This window comes from Nocardia wallacei (genome assembly GCF_014466955.1).
Taxonomy (GTDB): domain Bacteria; phylum Actinomycetota; class Actinomycetes; order Mycobacteriales; family Mycobacteriaceae; genus Nocardia; species Nocardia wallacei.
Window position 1 is genome coordinate 2,420,966 of sequence record NZ_AP023396.1, and the last position, 17,276, is coordinate 2,438,241.

The 17,276-nt window shown below is 70.9% G+C and carries 16 protein-coding genes; 8 read left to right on the forward strand and 8 right to left on the reverse strand.

The window, feature by feature from the left end; genetic code table 11:
- Nucleotides 1-223: 223 nt before the first annotated feature.
- The 4 genes from NWFMUON74_RS10980 to NWFMUON74_RS10995 are packed head-to-tail and all read right to left on the reverse strand — an operon-like array spanning nucleotide 224 to nucleotide 4,331.
- Nucleotides 224-1,435, reverse strand: coding sequence for an ABC transporter ATP-binding protein (locus NWFMUON74_RS10980; protein ID WP_187687712.1), 1,212 nt, complete (start codon nucleotides 1,433-1,435; stop codon nucleotides 224-226).
- A gap of 1 nt (nucleotide 1,436) precedes the next feature.
- A complete protein-coding gene (locus NWFMUON74_RS10985; protein WP_425300663.1) occupies nucleotides 1,437-2,486 on the reverse strand; it encodes a 2-aminoethylphosphonate ABC transporter substrate-binding protein in 1,050 nt (349 codons plus the stop codon).
- 40 nt (nucleotides 2,487-2,526) lie between these two features.
- The gene (locus tag NWFMUON74_RS10990) at nucleotides 2,527-3,204 is read right to left on the reverse strand and encodes a phosphonatase-like hydrolase (protein WP_269475331.1); all 678 of its coding nucleotides are present in this window, start codon (nucleotides 3,202-3,204) and stop codon (nucleotides 2,527-2,529) included.
- An 11-nt stretch (nucleotides 3,205-3,215) separates the two neighbouring features.
- Nucleotides 3,216-4,331: a TIGR03364 family FAD-dependent oxidoreductase gene (locus NWFMUON74_RS10995; protein WP_187687715.1), complete on the reverse strand. Its 1,116-nt coding sequence runs from the start codon at nucleotides 4,329-4,331 to the stop codon at nucleotides 3,216-3,218.
- A gap of 148 nt (nucleotides 4,332-4,479) precedes the next feature.
- Between NWFMUON74_RS10995 and NWFMUON74_RS11000 the strand changes: the two genes are divergently transcribed.
- The 4 genes from NWFMUON74_RS11000 (at nucleotide 4,480) to NWFMUON74_RS11015 (ending at nucleotide 8,322) form a co-directional block, all read left to right on the forward strand.
- On the forward strand, nucleotides 4,480-5,202 hold the full coding sequence (locus NWFMUON74_RS11000) for a GntR family transcriptional regulator (protein ID WP_187689072.1): 723 nt from the start codon (nucleotides 4,480-4,482) through the stop codon (nucleotides 5,200-5,202).
- 43 nt (nucleotides 5,203-5,245) lie between these two features.
- A complete protein-coding gene (gene map / locus NWFMUON74_RS11005; protein ID WP_187687716.1) occupies nucleotides 5,246-6,109 on the forward strand; it encodes a type I methionyl aminopeptidase in 864 nt (287 codons plus the stop codon).
- Nucleotides 6,106-7,662 (forward strand): cobyric acid synthase, encoded by a 1,557-nt coding sequence (locus tag NWFMUON74_RS11010; protein WP_187687717.1) that lies wholly within the window; start codon nucleotides 6,106-6,108, stop codon nucleotides 7,660-7,662. Before map ends, NWFMUON74_RS11010 begins: the two co-directional genes overlap by 4 nt.
- 99 nt (nucleotides 7,663-7,761) lie before the next feature.
- Complete coding sequence (locus NWFMUON74_RS11015; RefSeq protein ID WP_187687718.1) at nucleotides 7,762-8,322, forward strand: alpha/beta hydrolase; 561 nt, start codon at nucleotides 7,762-7,764, stop codon at nucleotides 8,320-8,322.
- Nucleotides 8,323-8,325: 3 nt separating this feature from the next.
- Here NWFMUON74_RS11015 and NWFMUON74_RS11020 read toward each other — a convergent pair whose 3' ends face one another.
- Nucleotides 8,326-9,351 carry an alpha/beta hydrolase gene (locus NWFMUON74_RS11020; protein ID WP_187687719.1) on the reverse strand — a complete coding sequence of 342 codons (1,026 nt, stop codon included), beginning with the start codon at nucleotides 9,349-9,351 and terminating at the stop codon, nucleotides 8,326-8,328.
- A 192-nt stretch (nucleotides 9,352-9,543) separates the two neighbouring features.
- Between NWFMUON74_RS11020 and mqo the strand changes: the two genes are divergently transcribed.
- Both mqo and NWFMUON74_RS11030 read left to right on the forward strand, forming a co-directional pair.
- Entirely contained in the window at nucleotides 9,544-11,064 is a 1,521-nt protein-coding gene (gene mqo, locus NWFMUON74_RS11025; RefSeq protein ID WP_187687720.1) for a malate dehydrogenase (quinone), read from the forward strand.
- A gap of 21 nt (nucleotides 11,065-11,085) precedes the next feature.
- Nucleotides 11,086-11,535, forward strand: a complete 450-nt coding sequence (locus NWFMUON74_RS11030) for a GNAT family N-acetyltransferase (RefSeq protein WP_187687721.1) — start codon at nucleotides 11,086-11,088, stop codon at nucleotides 11,533-11,535.
- Nucleotides 11,536-11,589: 54 nt separating this feature from the next.
- Here NWFMUON74_RS11030 and NWFMUON74_RS11035 read toward each other — a convergent pair whose 3' ends face one another.
- Nucleotides 11,590-12,210 carry an NAD(P)-dependent oxidoreductase gene (locus tag NWFMUON74_RS11035; RefSeq protein ID WP_187687722.1) on the reverse strand — a complete coding sequence of 207 codons (621 nt, stop codon included), beginning with the start codon at nucleotides 12,208-12,210 and terminating at the stop codon, nucleotides 11,590-11,592.
- A 65-nt stretch (nucleotides 12,211-12,275) separates the two neighbouring features.
- Between NWFMUON74_RS11035 and NWFMUON74_RS11040 the strand changes: the two genes are divergently transcribed.
- Entirely contained in the window at nucleotides 12,276-12,641 is a 366-nt protein-coding gene (locus tag NWFMUON74_RS11040) for a winged helix-turn-helix transcriptional regulator (RefSeq protein WP_187687723.1), read from the forward strand.
- 10 nt (nucleotides 12,642-12,651) lie between these two features.
- Here the strand turns inward: NWFMUON74_RS11040 and NWFMUON74_RS11045 are convergent, their stop codons facing one another.
- Nucleotides 12,652-13,440 (reverse strand): EI24 domain-containing protein, encoded by a 789-nt coding sequence (locus tag NWFMUON74_RS11045; RefSeq protein ID WP_187687724.1) that lies wholly within the window; start codon nucleotides 13,438-13,440, stop codon nucleotides 12,652-12,654.
- A gap of 503 nt (nucleotides 13,441-13,943) precedes the next feature.
- Between NWFMUON74_RS11045 and NWFMUON74_RS11050 the strand changes: the two genes are divergently transcribed.
- Nucleotides 13,944-16,145 carry a magnesium chelatase subunit D family protein gene (locus tag NWFMUON74_RS11050; protein ID WP_187689073.1) on the forward strand — a complete coding sequence of 734 codons (2,202 nt, stop codon included), beginning with the start codon at nucleotides 13,944-13,946 and terminating at the stop codon, nucleotides 16,143-16,145.
- 250 nt (nucleotides 16,146-16,395) lie between these two features.
- On the opposite strand, the gene NWFMUON74_RS11055 is transcribed toward NWFMUON74_RS11050, so the two are convergent.
- Nucleotides 16,396-17,238 (reverse strand): NAD-dependent protein deacetylase, encoded by an 843-nt coding sequence (locus NWFMUON74_RS11055; protein ID WP_187687725.1) that lies wholly within the window; start codon nucleotides 17,236-17,238, stop codon nucleotides 16,396-16,398.
- Nucleotides 17,239-17,276 lie beyond the last annotated feature (38 nt).

Consider the following 17,276-nt stretch of genomic DNA (forward strand, 5'->3'; position numbering starts at 1 on the left):
GGGCCGGGTTGTGCGACCCGGGGGCCGGGGCGTGTGGTGGTGTGGGCGCGGTCCCCCTCATGGAACGCGTCCTGATCACACGCCAGGTTCGTGGTAAGCGACGAAGGGGCCGGGGCGGCGGTCGTCGCGGGAACCCGGTGCGGTCCCGGGCGGAAGCCGCCGCTACGGGCGGCTGTCGGCCCGGCATCGCGGGCGTGGTGCCGCGGACGGGGGTGCGGGCGGTTCATATGCCGGAACCCACGGCGGCCCTGCCGGTTTCGGCGCCGACCGCGGCCGGGATGAGCACCCCGGCCGGATCGGGTAGCCGTACACCGACGACCGCGCCCACCGCGGTCTCGACATGCCCCGGCGCATCGGCGACCAGCTCGCCCGGCAGGCCGTCGACATCGAGTACCAGTCGCGTGGTGGACCCGCGCCACACTGTGGAGACGACAACCGCCGACAGCGCGTCTCGGTCGGCGGTGCCCGGCGTCGGCCGCTGACCCGCCGCGCTGACCCGCACGGTGTGCGGCCGCACGCACAGCAGGACTTCGGCGTCCGGAGCCCATTCCCGCTGGCCCACACCCGGTTTCGGAGCTTCCGCGCGCAAGGTGCTCGTGCCCGCCGTCACCAGCGCGGCCGTGCCGGACACGTGGTTCACCCGGCACGGGACCAGATTCGCCCCGCCCAGGAAGGCGGCGGTGAAGGAGCTGGGCGGGCGGCGCCACAGGTTCTCGGCGGTGTCGACATCGACCAGCCGCGCGTCGCGCATGACCGCGATCCGGTCGGCCAGCGCCAGCGCCTCGGCCTGGTCGTGAGTGACGTACAGCATCGCGGTGTCCGGCAATGCTTTTCGCAGCTGTTGCAGCTCGGCCAGCATGGACTGGCGCAGTTGGGCGTCGAGGGCGGCGAGCGGTTCGTCGAGCAGCAGCACCCGGGGACGGATGGCCAGCGCCCGCGCGATCGCCACCCGTTGCTGCTGCCCGCCGGACAGTTCGCGCGGGAGCCGACCCGCATACCCGGCCATCCCCACCATCTCCAGCGCTTCGGTCACGCGTGCGCCGATCTCGCCGCGCGGCACCCGGTGCGCCCGCAACCCGAAGGCGACATTGTCCCGAACTCGCATGTGCGGGAACAGCGCATAGGACTGCACCACCACACCGATGCCGCGCGCGGCGGGGGACAGGCCGGTGACGTCGCGGCCCGCCAGGCGTACCGCACCCGAGGTCGGCCGGACGAAACCGGCCAGCGCCTTCAGCGCGGTCGACTTGCCGGACCCGCTGGGCCCCAGCAGCGCCACGGTCTCGCCCGCGGCGACGCGCAAGGTGAACTCGGCCAGCGCCACGGTCGATCCGCGCCCGCGGCCGTAGCGGACGCCGACCCGGTCGAACACGATCGCGGGCTCGGCGGCGGCCGCGGCGGTCGCCGATCCGGTCGAAGTGGTGGGTGCGGACATGTCAGCTACCGGTGGCTTTCTGGTAGGCCGCGATATCGCCGTCCAAATCCTCGAGCACCTCGTTCCAGTCGGGCCGCACCACGGTCACGTCCCGGATCAGCGCGGAGGGCGAGACAGCACCGTCGGCGGGCGGTACATCCGGGACGTCCCGGCGGGCCGGGAAGGCCATCGCGTCGGGGCCGAGAGTTCGCTGCGCCTCTGTCGAGAGTAGGTACTCCATCAGTTTCCGCGCGGCGTCCCGGTGCGGCGCGCCCTTCGCCATACCCATCACGTACGGCACCGCGACCGTGCTGCGCTTGCCGTCGGCGGTGGCGGGAAAGAAGACGGTGAACCTCGACCCCTTCTCCTTGATACTGGCCAGGTTCATCTGGACGTCGCCGTTGGCGATCAGCAACTCGCCGTTGTCGACCTTCGGCTGCAGTTTGCCGGTGGACGCGGACGGCCCGACATTGTTGGCCTGCAGCTTGGCCAGGTAGTCCAGCGCGCCCTGCTTGCCGAACAATTGCTGTAGCAGGATCAGGACCGCGGTGCCGTCGCCCGCCTGCCCGGGCGTGGAGTACTGGAGTTTGCCCCTGAACTGCGGTTCGAGCAGGTCGTCCCAGGTGAGCGCGGCGTCGACGGACGGGTTGGCGATGAAGGACAGGTAGTTTCCGGCCAGGGTGACGTACTTGCCGCCCGGGTCCTTGTCGGTGTCGGGCACCGCGGCGGTGTCGACGCCGCTGTCCTGCAGCAGCCCGGACCTGTTCGCCTTCTGGATGAACGGCGGCAGGGTGACGAGTACATCGGCCTGCGGGTTGGACCGCTCCTTGTCCACCCGGTTGACCATCTCGCCGGAGCCCGCCTCGACCAGGTTCACCGAAATGCCGGTCCGTTCCTCGAATTTCGCGAATCGGTCCCGGTACCAGGCACCCATACCGTCTGCCGAATAGACGGTCACGGTGGTGCCGTCGGAGGAGGAGGTTCCGGTGCCGCCGCACGCTGTCACCGAACAGGCGACGGCGGCGGCGAACAGCACTGCGTCGAGTGCGCGGCGCGGTGTCGAAATACGCACGATAACAGCAACTTTCGTGTGCGGGGTGGACTGATCGGAGTCAGGGCAGAAGTAGCAGATCCGCGAACTGCACCACGGACGGCAGCACATGGGTCGCGCCCGCGGCCGACAACTGTGCGTGATCGTGGGCGCCGGTGAGCGTCCCCGCGACGATGCGGGCGCCCGCTGCCAGACCGGTGCCGATGTCGCTGGCCGTATCGCCCAGCACCGCGACGCGATCCACCGCGTCGATGCGCAGTCGGAGCACGGCGGTGAGCACCAGATCCGGATAGGGCCGGCCCCGCCCGGCCTGCGCCGGGGACAGTGTCAGGTCGGCGATGTCGTGCCAGCCCAGCGCGTCCAGCAGCCGGTCCTGGGTGCCGCGACTGAAACCGGTCGTCAGCGCCACCTTGATCCCGGCCGCCCGCAGCCGCGTCATCGCCTCGGCCGCACCGGGAATCGGCGTCGCATCAGCGGCGAACTCGTCGTAGGCGGCTTCGAAGGCCCGGTTCGCCAGCTGCGCGCGGTCCTCGTCGCCGAGCAGGGCGCGGAACACGGTGATCTTCGACCGGCCCATGGTGTCGACCACGTACCGGCGGGCGGCCTCGCGTTCGGGGCCCGTCGCGGGGATCCCGGCGGCGGTGGCGGCGGCGTCGAAGGCGCGCAGCACCAGCCCGCCGTCGGCCACGGTGGTCCCAGCCATGTCGAGGACGGCCAGCTCGATATCGTTGTGCGACAAGGTGTTTCCCTTCACAGGTGCAGCAGGTCGGCGGTTTCCTCGCCGAGCGCCGGGCCGAGCGTCATGCCGCGGCCGCCCGGCCCGGTGATCACCCAGACGTTCTCGGCGGCGCGGGCGCGCGTGACGATGGCGTTCGGATCGATGCTCTGGCTGTAGACACCGGCCCAGCGCCGCACCACCGGCGGCAGTTTGCGGCCCAGCAGTTCCTCGGTGACCGAGGTGAGGTGCTCGTACGGGGCCTCGTCGACGTCGAAGGCGAACGGCTCGTCGTACTCGTGGGTGTCGCCGATGGTGAGCCCGCCGTGCAGGCGCTGCACGCACAGCAGCTGCATCCGGTGCCGGGCGGCGGTGAAGGTCTGGGACTGTTCCCGATTCAGCCGGGCGAGCTGGGGTCCGGCGAAGGCGGGGTAGTAGCGGAAGCTGTCGCCGTCGGCGATCGCGGTGGTCAACTGTTCGCCCAGCGGCGCGGTCTGCATCATCTGCAGCCGGACCCGGCGGACGGGGAGGTCGCCGGCCAGTTCCCGGGTGAGCCCGCCGTGCGCGGCGCCCGGGCACACCAGCACCAGGTCGGCGGCGAAACGGCGGCCGCGGTCGTCGACGACGGCGTCGCCGGAGATCGCGCGCGCCTCGGCGCCGGCGTAGAAGGCGTAGCGGCCGGTGGCGTCCAGGTAGGCCCGCAGGGCGGGGAGCGCCTGGCGGGACTCGACCGCGGCATCGGTCGAACAGTGCAGTCCGGCAAGGAATTTGCCGCGCAAGGCGGGGTTGAGGGCGCGCACCCGGTCGGGTTCGAGGAGTTCGAAACCGCGCTCCTCGGCGGTCGGGTCCGCCGCCGCGGCCTCGGCCACCGCGAGTTCGGCGTCGGTGCGGACCAGCGTCAGCGAACCCGAGGGGCGGAATCCCACGCCCGGTACCTTGCCGCCGATCTCCTCCCACAACCGGCGCGATCGCAGCGTGATCGCCAGCTCGTGTGCGCTGCGGCCGGACACCCAGACCAGGCCGAAGTTGCGGACCGTCGCCCCGCGGGCCTCGCTCTCGCGCTCGAGTTGCACGACCTCGTGCCCGCGGCCGATGGCGGCCAGGGCGTGCGCGGTGCCCAGGATGCCGCCGCCGATGATGACCAATCGCATGCCGACCATGATGCGCAATGGTCTAGACCGGTGAGTGTTTCGCACGCGAACTCCAGGTTAATATTTGGTATAGACCAATTCCGGGTAGGCTGTCGGTATGGACGCAATCGACGTGGCAGCGGTGACGCCGGGGCCCGGCGCCGACGAGATGTCCGCCGCGAGTGCGGATTCGGGCGCCCGGCTGCCCAAGGCCTACCGCGTGCGCACGCAGATCGAGCGCATCATCGGGGAACTCGACGAGGGTGATCCGGTCCCGTCCGAGCGCGAGCTGGCCGCCCGGTTCGAGGTCGCGCGCGAGACGGTCCGCCAGGCGTTGCGAGACCTGTTGGTGGAGGGGCGGATTCGGCGGCAGGGTCGCGGCACCGTCGTCTCGCGGCCGAAGCTGGTGCAGCCGCTGTCGCTGCGCTCCTACACCGAGGCGGCGCTGAGTCTGGGGCGGCAGCCGGGGCGCGTGCTGGTCGGCTGGGACGACGTTCCGGCCGACGCCGAGACCGCCGATGCGCTGGGCGTCGGAGTGGGCGCCACGGTCATGCACCTGGAGCGCGTGCTGCTGGCCGACGGCGAGAAGATCGGTCTGGAGAGCACCTATCTCACGGTGGAGCGGTTCGGCGGGCTGCGAGGTTCCTACGACCCGACCACCTCGCTGTACGCGGCCATCCGCGCCGCCGGTGTCGTCTTCGGCGCGGCGCGCGAGCGCATCGAAACCGTGCTCGCCTCGCCCCGCGAGGCCGCTCTGCTGGAGTGCACCACCGCGCTGCCGATGATTCTGCTGCACCGCCGCACCGTCGACGCCGACGGCCGCGCCATAGAACGCGTCCGCGCGCTCTACCGAGGCGACCGCATCGCGTTCGAGGCCCAGTTACGGGAGTGAGGTGGGGACGCCCCGCGCGGTCGGGACGGATACTCTGGACAGCATGTCTGTCCGTACTCGCCAGCCACTCGTCCCCGGAACCCAGTCGCCGATCCGTGAGGTCCCGCGCTCGATCGAGCGTCCGGAGTACGCGTGGAAGAAGACCGTCAACGAGGGCCGCGAACCCTGGGTGCAGACACCGGAGACGATCGAGAAGATGCGGCTGGCCGGGAAGCTGGCCGCGCAGGCGCTGCAGGAGGCCGGTAAGGCGGTCGCGCCGGGCGTCACCACCGACGAACTGGACCGGATCGTGCACGAATACCTGTGCGACCACGGCGCCTATCCCTCGACGCTGGGCTACAAGGGTTTCCCGAAGTCGTGCTGCACCTCTCTGAACGAGGTGATCTGCCACGGCATCCCGGATTCGACGGTGATCGAGGACGGCGACATCGTCAATATCGACGTCACGGCCTACATCGACGGCGTGCACGGCGACACCAACGCCACCTTCCTGGCCGGTGACGTGGACGAGGAGGCGCGGCTGCTGGTCGAGCGCACCCGGGAGGCCACCATGCGGGCCATCAAGGCGGTGCGGCCGGGCCGGGCGCTGAACGTGATCGGCCGGGTCATCGAGTCCTACGCCAACCGTTTCGGCTACGGCGTGGTGCGCGACTTCACCGGCCACGGCGTCGGCCCGACCTTCCACAGCGGCCTGGTCATCCTGCACTACGACCAGCCGGCCATCGAATCGGTCATCGAGCCGGGCATGACCTTCACGATCGAGCCGATGATCAACCTGGGCGGCATCGACTACGAGATCTGGAACGACGGCTGGACCGTGGTGACCAAGGACCGCAAGTGGACCGCTCAGTTCGAGCACACCCTGGTCGTGACGGACGAAGGCGCCGAGATCCTCACCCTCCCGTGAATGGGGCGCTGCTGGTCGCGGGTACCACCTCGGACGCCGGGAAAAGCGTTGTCGTAGCCGGGATCTGCCGCATGCTGGCGCGGCGGGGCGTGCGGGTGGCGCCGTTCAAGGCGCAGAACATGTCGAACAACTCGGTGGTGACCCTGGACGGCGGGGAGATCGGCCGGGCGCAGGCGCTGCAGGCGCGGGCGTGCGGGCTGGAGCCGAGCGTACGGTTCAATCCGGTGCTGTTGAAGCCGGGTAGCGATCGGCGGTCGCAACTGGTCGTGCGCGGCAAGGCGGTCGATACCGTGGGCGCCGCGGACTACTTCCGGCACCGGCAGCGGCTCAGCGGGGTGGTGGCCGACGAATTGGCCGCGCTGCGAGCCGATTTCGATGTCGTGATCTGCGAAGGGGCGGGATCGCCCGCCGAGATCAACCTGCGCGCCACCGATCTGGCCAATATGGGCCTGGCTCGCGCGGCGAATCTGCCGGTACTGCTGGTCGGCGACATCGACCGCGGCGGCGTGCTGGCGCATCTGTTCGGCACCGTCGCGATTCTCGAACCCGAAGACCAGCAACTCATCTCGGGTTTCATCGTGAACAAGTTCCGCGGCGACGTCGAGCTGCTGCGGCCGGGCATAGACCAGCTGGCCGCGCTCACCGGGCGTCCGACCCTGGGCGTGCTGCCCTTTGCCGAAGAACTCTGGCTCGACGCCGAGGACTCGCTCGGTACCGTCGCCGACGCCCCGGTCGGGCGGCCGAATCCGCCGGTCGGGACGCAATGGCTCACCGTCGCCGCGATCCGGTTTCCGCGCATCTCCAACTCCACCGACATCGAGGCCCTGGCGTGCGAGCCGGGCGTCGCGGTGCGCTGGGTGGGTGACCCCTCCCGCCTCGCCGACGCCGACCTCGTGGTGCTCCCCGGCAGCAAGTCCACGGTGAGCGACCTGGAATGGTTGCGCCGCACCGGAATAGCCGACGCGCTGGTGGCCCGGGCGCGGGTGGGCGGCCCGATCCTGGGCATCTGCGGCGGCTACCAGATGCTCGGCCGCCGCATCAGCGACGAGGTGGAATCGGCGGCGGGTGAGGTGCCCGGCCTCGGTCTGCTGGACCTCGAGATCGAATTCGCCGACCCCAAGGTGCTGCGCCGCACGACCGGATCCGTGTCCGGGAAGGATCGAATCCCCGTGCGCGGCTATGAGATTCACCACGGCCGGGTAAGCCGCACCGGCGACCCCGCGTGGCTGGAACTCGCCGACGGTAACCCGGAGGGCAGCGCGAGCGGCGCGATCTGGGGCACCCATCTGCACGGCCTGCTGGAATCCGACGAGTTCCGCCGCTCCTGGTTACGCACGGTCGCCGAGCGCGCCGGTCGAGCGGGTTTCGTTGTCGCGCAGGATGTCTCGGTGGCCGACGTGCGCACCGCGCAGCTCGACCTGCTGGCCGATCTGATCGAGAAACATCTCGACCTCGACCACCTCGAGCGCCTCCTCACCACCGGCGCGCCGCCCGGCCTGCCGACGCTGACCGTCAGCGGCCGGACCGAACGCCGCAGCGCGGCACCGCCGTAGTGGCACGACCGACCAGTGCGTCGACGCGCCGATCGCCATGCCGAAGGGTGGTCAGCAACACGCGGTCGGGAGCCGCGACGACGTGTAGCGTGAGTCGGCATGGAAACTCGGCGGATCGCGGTCGGGGACCGCGCGTGGACCGTGCGAGTCGGTGGACCGCAATCACGGCACACCGTACTGCTGCTGCCCGACGCGGGTGACCCGGTCGACGTGTACGACCGGGTGTGCGCCCGCCTGCACACCTCCGACCTGCGTACGATCGCGGTGGAAACCCTCGACGACCTGGACCAGACCGGGGTCTACGCCATCCTCGACGACCTCGGGGTGCCGTGGACGAACCTGGTCGGCGCCGGGGCGGGCGCCGACCTCGCGTGGCAACTCAGCGCCCGCGGCTTCGGCCGGTTCATCGGACTCGTCGTCGCCGGTCGGGCGCACCCGGCCGTACCTGCCGCCGGGGGCGCGACCGATGCCGCCTGCCCGGCCGTGGAACTACCCACCACCGTGATCGCTACCAAGGACCTGCCGCGCTCGGCCGCCGACGCCAGCGGACGGTTCGTGTTCGGCGAGTTCCGCGTCACCCAGGTGGACGTCGCGCACGTCGCCACCGAGGCCGATCAGGAACTGGCGACGGAGATCGTGCTGCGCAGCGGCCTGTGGTGAGCTTCAGCCCTTCGAGGTGAACTCGGCCAGCCACGCCAGCCAGGCGTCGAGCTCTTCGAACGCGGTCGCGCGCACCGGCTCCGAGGACAGGAACACGTCGTGGCGGGCGCCCTCGATCGGCACCACGTTGGTCCGCACGCCCAGGCAACCGGACCAGCGCTGGATCTGACGCACGTCGAGGACGGTGTCGGCGACATCGGCCGCCGGGCCGTACTCGCGCATGAACTTCGTCACCTTGGACCGCAGCACCAGCGCCGGCACCCCGACGTCGAGTCCGCGCTGCAGCCGCGCGTGCCCCTGCCGGATCGCGCGCAGCCAGCCGAAGTGCACGGGAAAGCCCGTCAGCGGCTTCCAATCCAGGTCGTAATCCCACTCGCCGGACACGCTGCGATGCAGGCTGTCGCCGTAGGTGCTCAGCTCGGCGCCGGGCATCCGCGCCATGGCCCGCACCCGGCCGAGGCCGTTGATCACCGCCGTGCCGATCGTGCGGTAGTAGGCCGGGCCCTGCAGGTCGAACCACGGACTGTTCAGCACCAGCCCGGTGATGCCCTGCGCGGCAACGCCTTTCGAGCGCTCGAGCCGGTCCAGCCAGAGCGGCAGCACCAGGCCCCCGGTGGAGTGCGCCATCAGCAGCACCGGCAGCCCGGTCTCCGCGCGCACGATGCGCAGCGCCTCGTCCAGTTCGGCGTCGTAGAGCGACAGGTCGCTGACGTAGTGCGCGGTCTGCCCCGGCCGCCGGGACCGGCCGCACTTGCGCAGATCCAGCGCGTAGAAGCGAAAGCCCTGCGCGGCCATGTGCTCGGCCAGATGCTTCTGGAAGAAGTAGTCGGTGAAGCCGTGCACGTACAGCACGGTTCCGGTGGCGTCGGCGCGGGCGCCGGCGGTATAGCGCACCAGCGTGGCCTCGACGGTGCCCTCGCCGTCCGGGTCGGCGCCCAGTGGGATGGTCAGTTGCTCGTATTCCTCGCCCAGCACATCGGGTTGCCAGGACGCGGCACGGGTGGGTGCAACGGGCGTCTCGTTCGTCACAGCTCCACGATATTCGACCCGCTCATCGATGGCGGAGGGAGGGAAGTCGGTCACATCCTGTGTTGGCGTATTCAGGAACGGGCATGGTGAGGGGCAGAATCAGGTTGAAGTGAACGGCGGGTAACCTTCCCGCTGAAGTTGCTGACCCGCTCGCAGGACAAGGAAGTCGATCTACCCGTGCCGAACGCTGCGATGACTGAAAAGACCGATGTAGTCCTCATCGGTGCCGGCATCATGAGTGCCACCCTCGGGGCGCTGCTACGTCAGTTGCAGCCCGATTGGTCGATCACCATGTTCGAGCGGACCGATGCCGCGGCCCCGGAGAGCAGTGACCCGTGGAACAACGCGGGCACCGGCCATTCGGCGCTGTGCGAGCTGAACTACAGCCCGCAACAGCCCGACGGTTCGGTCGACGTGTCCAAGGCCGTGGACATCAACGAGCGGTTCCAGGTATCGCGGCAGTTCTGGGCGCACGCGGTGGAGACCGGGGTGCTGGGCGACCCGTCGGAGTTCATCAACCCGATCGCGCACGTCAGCTTCGTGCACGGCGCCGACAACGTCGACTACCTGCGCAGGCGGTACGAGGCGCTGGCGCGGCACCCGCTGTTCGAGGGCATGGAGTACATCGATACGCCCGACGAGTTCGCGCGGCGGCTGCCGCTGATGGCCAAGGGCCGCGACTACTCCGACCCGATCGCGCTGAACTGGAGCGACCGCGGCACCGACATCGACTTCGGCTCGCTGACCAAGCAGCTGCTGGCCTACCTCGGCGGGAGCGGCGTCGAGATCGCGTTCGGCAGCCAGGTGCGCAACCTCGACAAGCAGTCCGACGGCAGCTGGAACGTCCGGGTCCGCAACACCCGCACCGGCGGAAACCGCACGGTGAACGCGAAATTCGTCTTCGTCGGCGCGGGCGGGTACGCGCTGCCGCTGCTGCAGAAGTCGGGCATCTCCGAGATCAAGGGCTTCGCCGGGTTCCCGGTCAGCGGCCAGTTCCTGCGCTGTACCAACCCGGCGCTGATCGAGCAGCACAACGCCAAGGTGTACGGCAAGGCCGCGGTGGGCGCGCCGCCGATGTCGGTGCCGCACTTGGATACTCGCGTGATCCGGGGCAACGCCGGGCTGCTGTTCGGCCCCTATGCCGGCTGGACGCCGAAGTTCCTCAAGGACGGCAAGCTCACCGACCTGTTCAAGTCGGTGCGCGCGGGCAATGTCACGCCCATGCTGGGCGTCGCCGCCACCGAGCTGGGCCTGGTCAAGTACCTGGTCAGCGAGCTGCTCAAGTCTCCGGCGGGCAAGGTGAACACGATGGAGGAGTTCATCCCGCGCGCCGACGGCCACGACTGGGAGCTGATCACCGCCGGTCAGCGCGTGCAGATCATCCGCCGCAAGGGCATCGGCGGCGTGCTCGAGCTGGGCACCGCCGTGATCGCCGCGGCCGACGGTTCGGTCGCCGGCCTGCTCGGAGCCTCGCCGGGCGCCTCCACGTGCGTCAGCGCCATGCTCGACGTGCTGCAGCGGTGCTTCCCGGCCGAGTACGAGCAGTGGACGCCGAGGCTGAAGGAGATGGTGCCCTCGCTGGGCATCAAGCTTTCGGAGAATCAGGGCCTGTACCGCGAGGTGTGGGATTGGTCGACCAAGGCGCTGCGGCTGGAACGGCCGGAATCCACGGGCGGCAACACGCCGGTACCGGCCGGGGTCGCGCGGAACTGAACTATGTGATAGCAAGACGCGATGATGTCAACGGTTGCTCTGAAACGGTCGTGGGCCGCGGATCTCGACACCGCGACCCTCTACAAGCTGTTGCAGCTTCGCGTCGCGGTCTTCGTGGTCGAGCAGAAGTGCGCGTACCCGGAGCTGGACGGTCTCGACCTGCTGCCGGAGACGCGGCACCTCTGGCTCGACGACGAGGGTGAGATCATCAGCACCCTGCGGTTGCTCGAGGAGCACAAGGACGGCGTGAAGTCGTTCCGGATCGGCCGGTTGTGCACCACCCCGCCGGCGCGCGGGCACGGTTACACCACCCGGCTGCTGCAGGCCGCGCTCGCCGAGACCGGTTCGGCCACCGTGCGTTTGAACGCGCAGACCTACCTGATCGACATGTACACCAAGCACGGGTTCAAGCCCGACGGCGAGGAGTACATCGAGGACGGCATTCCGCACGTGCCGATGCGACGCGGCTGATGTGCCGAAGTCCCGCAGCCGGTAAGGGCTGCGGGACTTCGCCTTTCGAAGGGCTCAGGCCGCGGTGACGGCGAAGAAGGCGCGGGTGTGGGCCGGTCGTTCGATCTCGTCGACCACCGCGCGGGCGAAGTCCGGATAGGTGATGCGCAGGTCGAAATCGGCCGGGGTGACGCGGTAACGGCCGACCGGGTCGCCGGTGTGGTCGAAGTCGCCGGACGGGGCCACGACCGTCCAATCGATCGTGGTGTCCGCCGAGCGCAGGACATCGGTGCCCGCGCCGTGGCCGAGGATGAACGGTCGGTGCTCGGCCGGGAATTCGATGGAGTCGCGCAGGAGTACACCGTCGGCGTTGGGGAAGCTGGTGGCCAGGCCGATCGCGACGAGCCGGGGGACGCCCGCGGTGGTGAGTCCGGTGAGCAGGGCACGGGCGGCGGCGGGGAAGAACTCGGCCGCGGGGATGTCCAGCGTCGCGGCGGCATGTACCGCGACGTCGTGGCCCGCGGCCAGTTCCGCGATCCGCGCGGCGTCGGTGACGTCGCCGGTCGCGGCGTCGAGGTCCGCGTGCTCGGACGCGTCGCGCACCACGCGCGTCACCGTGTGGCCGCGGGACTGCGCCTCCGCCGCGATGGTGCGGCCCGCTCGGCCGCCTGCTCCGAAAACGATGATTTTCGCCATGTCCGGGACGGTAGCGGCGACCATGGTTACCGCCGGGATACCTCGCGCCTGGCTAGGCTGGGACGATGCGATCGCTACAGCCGCAGATGTTCGATGAACTGTGCCCGTCGGTCCTGTCGCCCGTCCGCATCGGGGACAAGTGGGGCGCACTGATCGTGGCGTGCCTCGCCGACGGCCCCCGTCGCTACTCCGAATTGCGAATCCCCTTGGCGCGCATCACGCCCAAGGTCATGACCCAGTCGCTGCGGACCCTCGAACGCCTCGGCCTGGTCACCCGGACCGTCGCGGGCCGCCAGGTCACCTACGAGCTCACCGCGCTCGGTTACAGCATGCTCGAGCCGCTACAGGCCATCTGCGCGTGGGCGGCCGAGCATTGGGACGAACTGGTCGATGCCGTGGACCCGGACGAGGAGTCGGCGCTGGGCGCCTGAGCGGCGTGGATCAGAACCTTTGCCGCGCTTGCTGATCCGGGGCGCTCTCGGCCGTTTCCTCCCGGCGCAGGTCGCGGACGAGCAGGGTGGCGCCCGCGACCGCGCCGGGCATGAGGAACACCGCTACGAACGGGATGAGGAAGACCGCCGCCAGTGGAATGCCGAAGCCCCACACCAGCATTCGGCGGGTGCGCAGGAGGTTCAGCTGGTCGCGGAGTTCGACGCCGCGGCGGGCCAGCGCTACCGAGGTCAGTTCCTGGGCCAGGAACCACCCGGTGACGCAGACGCCCAGGACGGGCACCACGGTCTGGCCGACCACCGGCAGGAATCCCGCCGCGAACAGCAGCACACCCCAGCAGGCGGCGCGCACGACTATTCGGAGCCCGTCGCGCACCGAGATCCACAGTTCGCGCAGGAACGGCAGCCCGGATTCCGGCGCGGCGCCCTCCGGCGACCGCGACCGGTCGACCTGCTCGGACAGTGCCTCGTAGAACGGCTGCCCGATCACCAGCGTCACCGCGGTGAAGGTGACCACCGACAGCAGCAGCCCGAGCGCCACCAGCAACACGGCGAGGAATCCCCGCAGCAACCCCGGCCACGGCGACGCCCAGGAGTCGGCGAACGGCGTGGCCCGATCGACGATGTCGCCCGCGAAGACCACCAGCGTGACCAGCGCCGCCAGGTACAGCACCAGCGAGATCAGCCCGGGAATCAAACCGAGCCCGAGCGCCCGCCGATGCGCGCCCACCCACCGCTGCCCGCGCAGCAGATACCCGAACCCGTTCGCCAGATCACGCACCGCCCCAGCGTAATCGGCCCCCGCACCGCCGTCCGGCACCTGGCCGGTCAGCTCCCGCCTTCGCGGTTCGGCGCTGTCGAAGCCGGTTCGCACTGCGAACGGCAGGTGGTGCGGAGGTGGATGCGTCGCCCGGGCGCCCTCGCGAACGGCCCTGCCACAGGTGCGTCGTGCTCAGTGGGCCGCGCCCGGGCGGAGTGGGTTGCGCCGGGCTCGGGCGGAGTGGGTTGCGCTGGGCTCGGGCGGAGTGGGTCGCGCTGGGCTCGGGCGGAGTGGGTTGCGCCGGGTTCGGCTGGGATGTGTGGCTGAGCGGGGTGTGTGACTCAGCGGGATGTGCGGCGGTGGGTCGGTGGTGCGTGGAGATGCGGCGGGTCGGTCGGTGGGGCGGGGTCGGGGCGGTTGGGTTGCGAAGGGTTGTGTGGGTGCGATTGTTCACAGGAGGGGGCTCGGGGGTGGGGTGAGGTGGCGGGCCTAGAGTTGGGGCCGTGTCCGAATCCCGAACCACTGTGGGTCCACATTCCGATGGCGCGTCGGCGCGTGACGGGGAGGCCGGATTTCCGTTCTCGGCTGTGGTGGGCCAGGAGCGGCTGCAGCTCGGGCTGATCTTGTGTGCGGTGCACCCGGGGATCGGCGGCGTGCTGGTGCGGGGGGAGAAGGGCACCGCGAAGTCGACGGTGGTGCGGGCGTTGGCGGAGTTGTTGCCGCCGGTGGTGGACGAGCGGGGCGAGCGGCCCGCGCGGCTGGTGGAGCTGCCGGTCGGCGCCACCGAGGACCGGGTGGTCGGCTCGCTGGACCTGCAGCGGGTGCTGCGGGACGGTGAGCAGGCGTTCCGTCCCGGCCTGCTGGCCGCCGCGCACCACGGCGTGCTCTACGTCGACGAGGTGAACCTGCTGCACGACCACCTGGTGGACGTGCTGCTCGACGCCGCGGCCATGGGCCGGGTGCACATCGAGCGGGACGGGGTCTCGCACTCGCATCCGGCGCGCTTCGTGCTGGTCGGGACCATGAATCCGGAGGAGGGCGAGCTGCGGCCGCAGCTGCTCGACCGTTTCGGCCTGACCGTCGACGTGGCCGCCTCCCGCGATGTCGATGTGCGGATGGCGGTCGTGCGCCGCCGGTTGGACTACGAGGCCGATCCGGTGGCCTTCGCGACCCGCTACGCCGAGGCCGATCGCGCGGTGGCCGAACGCATCGTGGCCGCGCGCCGCCGCCTCGGCGCGGTGGCGCTGGACGATGTGGAACTGCGCCGGATCGCCGCGCTGTGTGCCTGCTTCGACGTCGACGGCATGCGCGCCGACCTGGTGGTGGCCCGCACCGCGACCGCGCACGCCGCGTGGCGCGGCGGCGACCGGGTGACGGCCGAGGATGTGCGCGTGGCGGCGGAACTGGCGCTGCCGCACCGCCGTCGGCGCGACCCGTTCGACGAGCCGGGTATCAGCGAGGAGCAGCTGGACGAGGCCATGCGGCAGGCCGAGGCGGAGGTTGCCCGTGCCGAGGCCGAATCCGGCGGCGGGGCAGGGGAATCGGATGCGTCGCAGGATTCTGAGGGCCGCGGTTCCGATGACACCAGCGGGCCGAACGACAATTCCGGCGAGGCGAGTGACGGTCCGCGTGAGCTGAACCACCCCGACGACTCGCGCAGCGGGCCCGGTGATTTGGGCAGTGGTCCGAGCGATCCGAACAGCGCCCCCGGTGACTCGAACGGCGGCCCGGTCGATTCGAGCGATGGCCCGAACGATTCGGGCGGCCCGAACGATCCGAACGGCGGCCCGGGCGATCCGGACAGCCCCGATGATCCCGACGGCGGACCCGATGGTCCGGACAACGGGCCCGACGGCCCGGACGGTGGCCCGGGCTCCGGGCGCGGGCAGTCCCGCCCCGGCAATGCCGGGACGCCGGTGAATTCGGCTGCGCGCCCGCCCCGCTGGGAGATCCCCGGCATCGGCGAGGGCGCTCCCGGCCGTCGCTCGCGCGCCCACACCAGGCACGGCCGGGTGGTGCGCGCCACGGCCGACCCGTCGGCGGGGCTGCACCTGCTGGGCACCGTCTTCGCCGCCGCTCCGCACCAGAACGCGCGCGGTCGCGTCGCCGGACCGCTGGCGCTGGAACCGGCGGACCTCCGTGGCGCGTATCGGGAAGGGCGCGAAGGCAATCTGGTGGTGTTCGTCGTGGACGCCTCCGGTTCGATGGCCGCCCGCGACCGCCTCGCCGCGGTGACCGGCGCGGTGGTGGCATTGCTGCGCGACGCCTACCAGCGTCGCGACAAGGTCGCCGTCATCACCATGCGCGGTACCGAGGCCGAGCTGGTGCTCCCGCCGACATCCTCGGTCGACATCGCGGTCCGCCGGCTGTCCGGCCTCCGCACCGGCGGGAAAACCCCACTGGCGCAAGGACTTCTGAAGGCGCGTGAGATCGTGCAGCGCGAGCGGGTGCGCGATCCGCGCCGCCGCGCCCTGCTGGTGCTGCTCACCGACGGCCGCGCCACCGGCGGCGTCGACCCGGTACCCCGTGCCCGCGCCGCGGCCCGCCGCCTCGCCGGTGACGGTGTGGCGGGAGTGGTGGTCGACTGCGAACGCGGCATGGTCCGGCTGGGGCTCGCCGCGGACCTGGCGCGCGAACTCCGCGCGACCTACCTGCGCTTGGCCGAGCTGACCGGCGACTCGGTGGCCGGTGCGGTGCAGGCGGCCAGGTCACACCACGCGGCCTGAACCCGGCCTGCGCGAACACATTTCGTCCGCATATGGCCGTTTCCGCCTTCCCGCATCGATGGGTGTCCGCTGAGGCCGGGGCGATGCTGTGGTCGACGGGCGGGCTGTTTCAGTTGATCCGCGCCTGCCCTGCCTGTCGTGGTCGAACGCAGTGAACCTGACCGACGGGCTGGACGGGCTGGTGGTCGGAGGCGAACTGCCGCTCGGCCGGACAGCCGCCCGGGTGGGGTCCGGCGGCAGGACGGCCCGGTCAGGCGGCGACGGTCGCGCAGTGTTCGGCGAGGGCGGACAGGACCTCGGAGCAGCTCGCGTCGACGGTGAGGGTGGCGAGGTCGTCGCCGCGGGTGTGGCCGCGATTGACGATGGCCACCGCGCGGCCCGTCTTCGCGGCGTGCCGGACGAACCGCAGCCCCGACATCACCGTCAGCGACGACCCGGCGACCAGCAGCACCTCGGCCTGATCCACCACCTCGAAAGCCGCCGCGACGCGGTCCTTGGGCACGTTCTCGCCGAAGTAGACGATGTCGGGCTTCAGCATTCCGCCGCAGTGCGCGCAGTCGACCATCCGGAAGCTGCCGGTGTCGACGACCACCGCATCCGCGTCGGGTGCGACCTCCAGACCGTCGAGCGTGGCGGCCTCGGCGAAGTCCGGGTTCGCGGCCTCCAGCCGGTCGGCCAGCGCCATCCGGGAGATCAGGGCGTCGCAGCGCAGGCACCGCACCCGCGCGTAGGTGCCGTGCAGATCCAGCACGCGGCGGCTGCCGGCCTTGGTGTGCAGCAGGTCGACGTTCTGGGTGATCAGGCCCGTGACGACGCCCGCGCGTTCCAGGCGGGCCAGAGCGCGGTGCCCGGGATTGGGCCGCGCGGCATCCATGCGCCGCCAGCCGACGTGGTTGCGGGCCCAGTAGCGCTGCCGGAACACCGGATCGCCCACGAACTGCTGGTAGGTCATCGGGGTGCGCGGCGGTGAGCCGGGACCGCGGTAGTCGGGAATGCCACTGTCGGTGGAGATCCCGGCACCGGTCAGCACGGCCGTGCGGCGGCCCGCGACCAGCTCCAGCAGGGCGTCGACGGGTGAGGGCAGATCCGGCATGCCCTCCAGCGTACGGGCGGGTCAGCGCGAGCGCGGTC

Excerpts from the sequence above, each read along its gene's own strand:
- NWFMUON74_RS10980 (WP_187687712.1), bottom strand. The coding sequence starts at position 1,435 with ATGTCCGCACCCACCACTTCGACCGGATCGGCGACCGCCGCGGCCGCC.
- NWFMUON74_RS11035 (WP_187687722.1), bottom strand. The coding sequence starts at position 12,210 with ATGGCGAAAATCATCGTTTTCGGAGCAGGCGGCCGAGCGGGCCGCACC.
- NWFMUON74_RS11015 (WP_187687718.1), top strand. The coding sequence starts at position 7,762 with ATGGAAACTCGGCGGATCGCGGTCGGGGACCGCGCGTGGACCGTGCGA.
- NWFMUON74_RS11030 (WP_187687721.1), top strand. The coding sequence starts at position 11,086 with ATGATGTCAACGGTTGCTCTGAAACGGTCGTGGGCCGCGGATCTCGAC.
- NWFMUON74_RS10995 (WP_187687715.1), bottom strand. The coding sequence starts at position 4,331 with ATGCGATTGGTCATCATCGGCGGCGGCATCCTGGGCACCGCGCACGCC.
- NWFMUON74_RS11055 (WP_187687725.1), bottom strand. The coding sequence starts at position 17,238 with ATGCCGGATCTGCCCTCACCCGTCGACGCCCTGCTGGAGCTGGTCGCG.
- map (WP_187687716.1), top strand. The coding sequence starts at position 5,246 with ATGTCTGTCCGTACTCGCCAGCCACTCGTCCCCGGAACCCAGTCGCCG.
- NWFMUON74_RS11000 (WP_187689072.1), top strand. The coding sequence starts at position 4,480 with ATGTCCGCCGCGAGTGCGGATTCGGGCGCCCGGCTGCCCAAGGCCTAC.
- mqo (WP_187687720.1), top strand. The coding sequence starts at position 9,544 with ATGACTGAAAAGACCGATGTAGTCCTCATCGGTGCCGGCATCATGAGT.
- NWFMUON74_RS11040 (WP_187687723.1), top strand. The coding sequence starts at position 12,276 with ATGCGATCGCTACAGCCGCAGATGTTCGATGAACTGTGCCCGTCGGTC.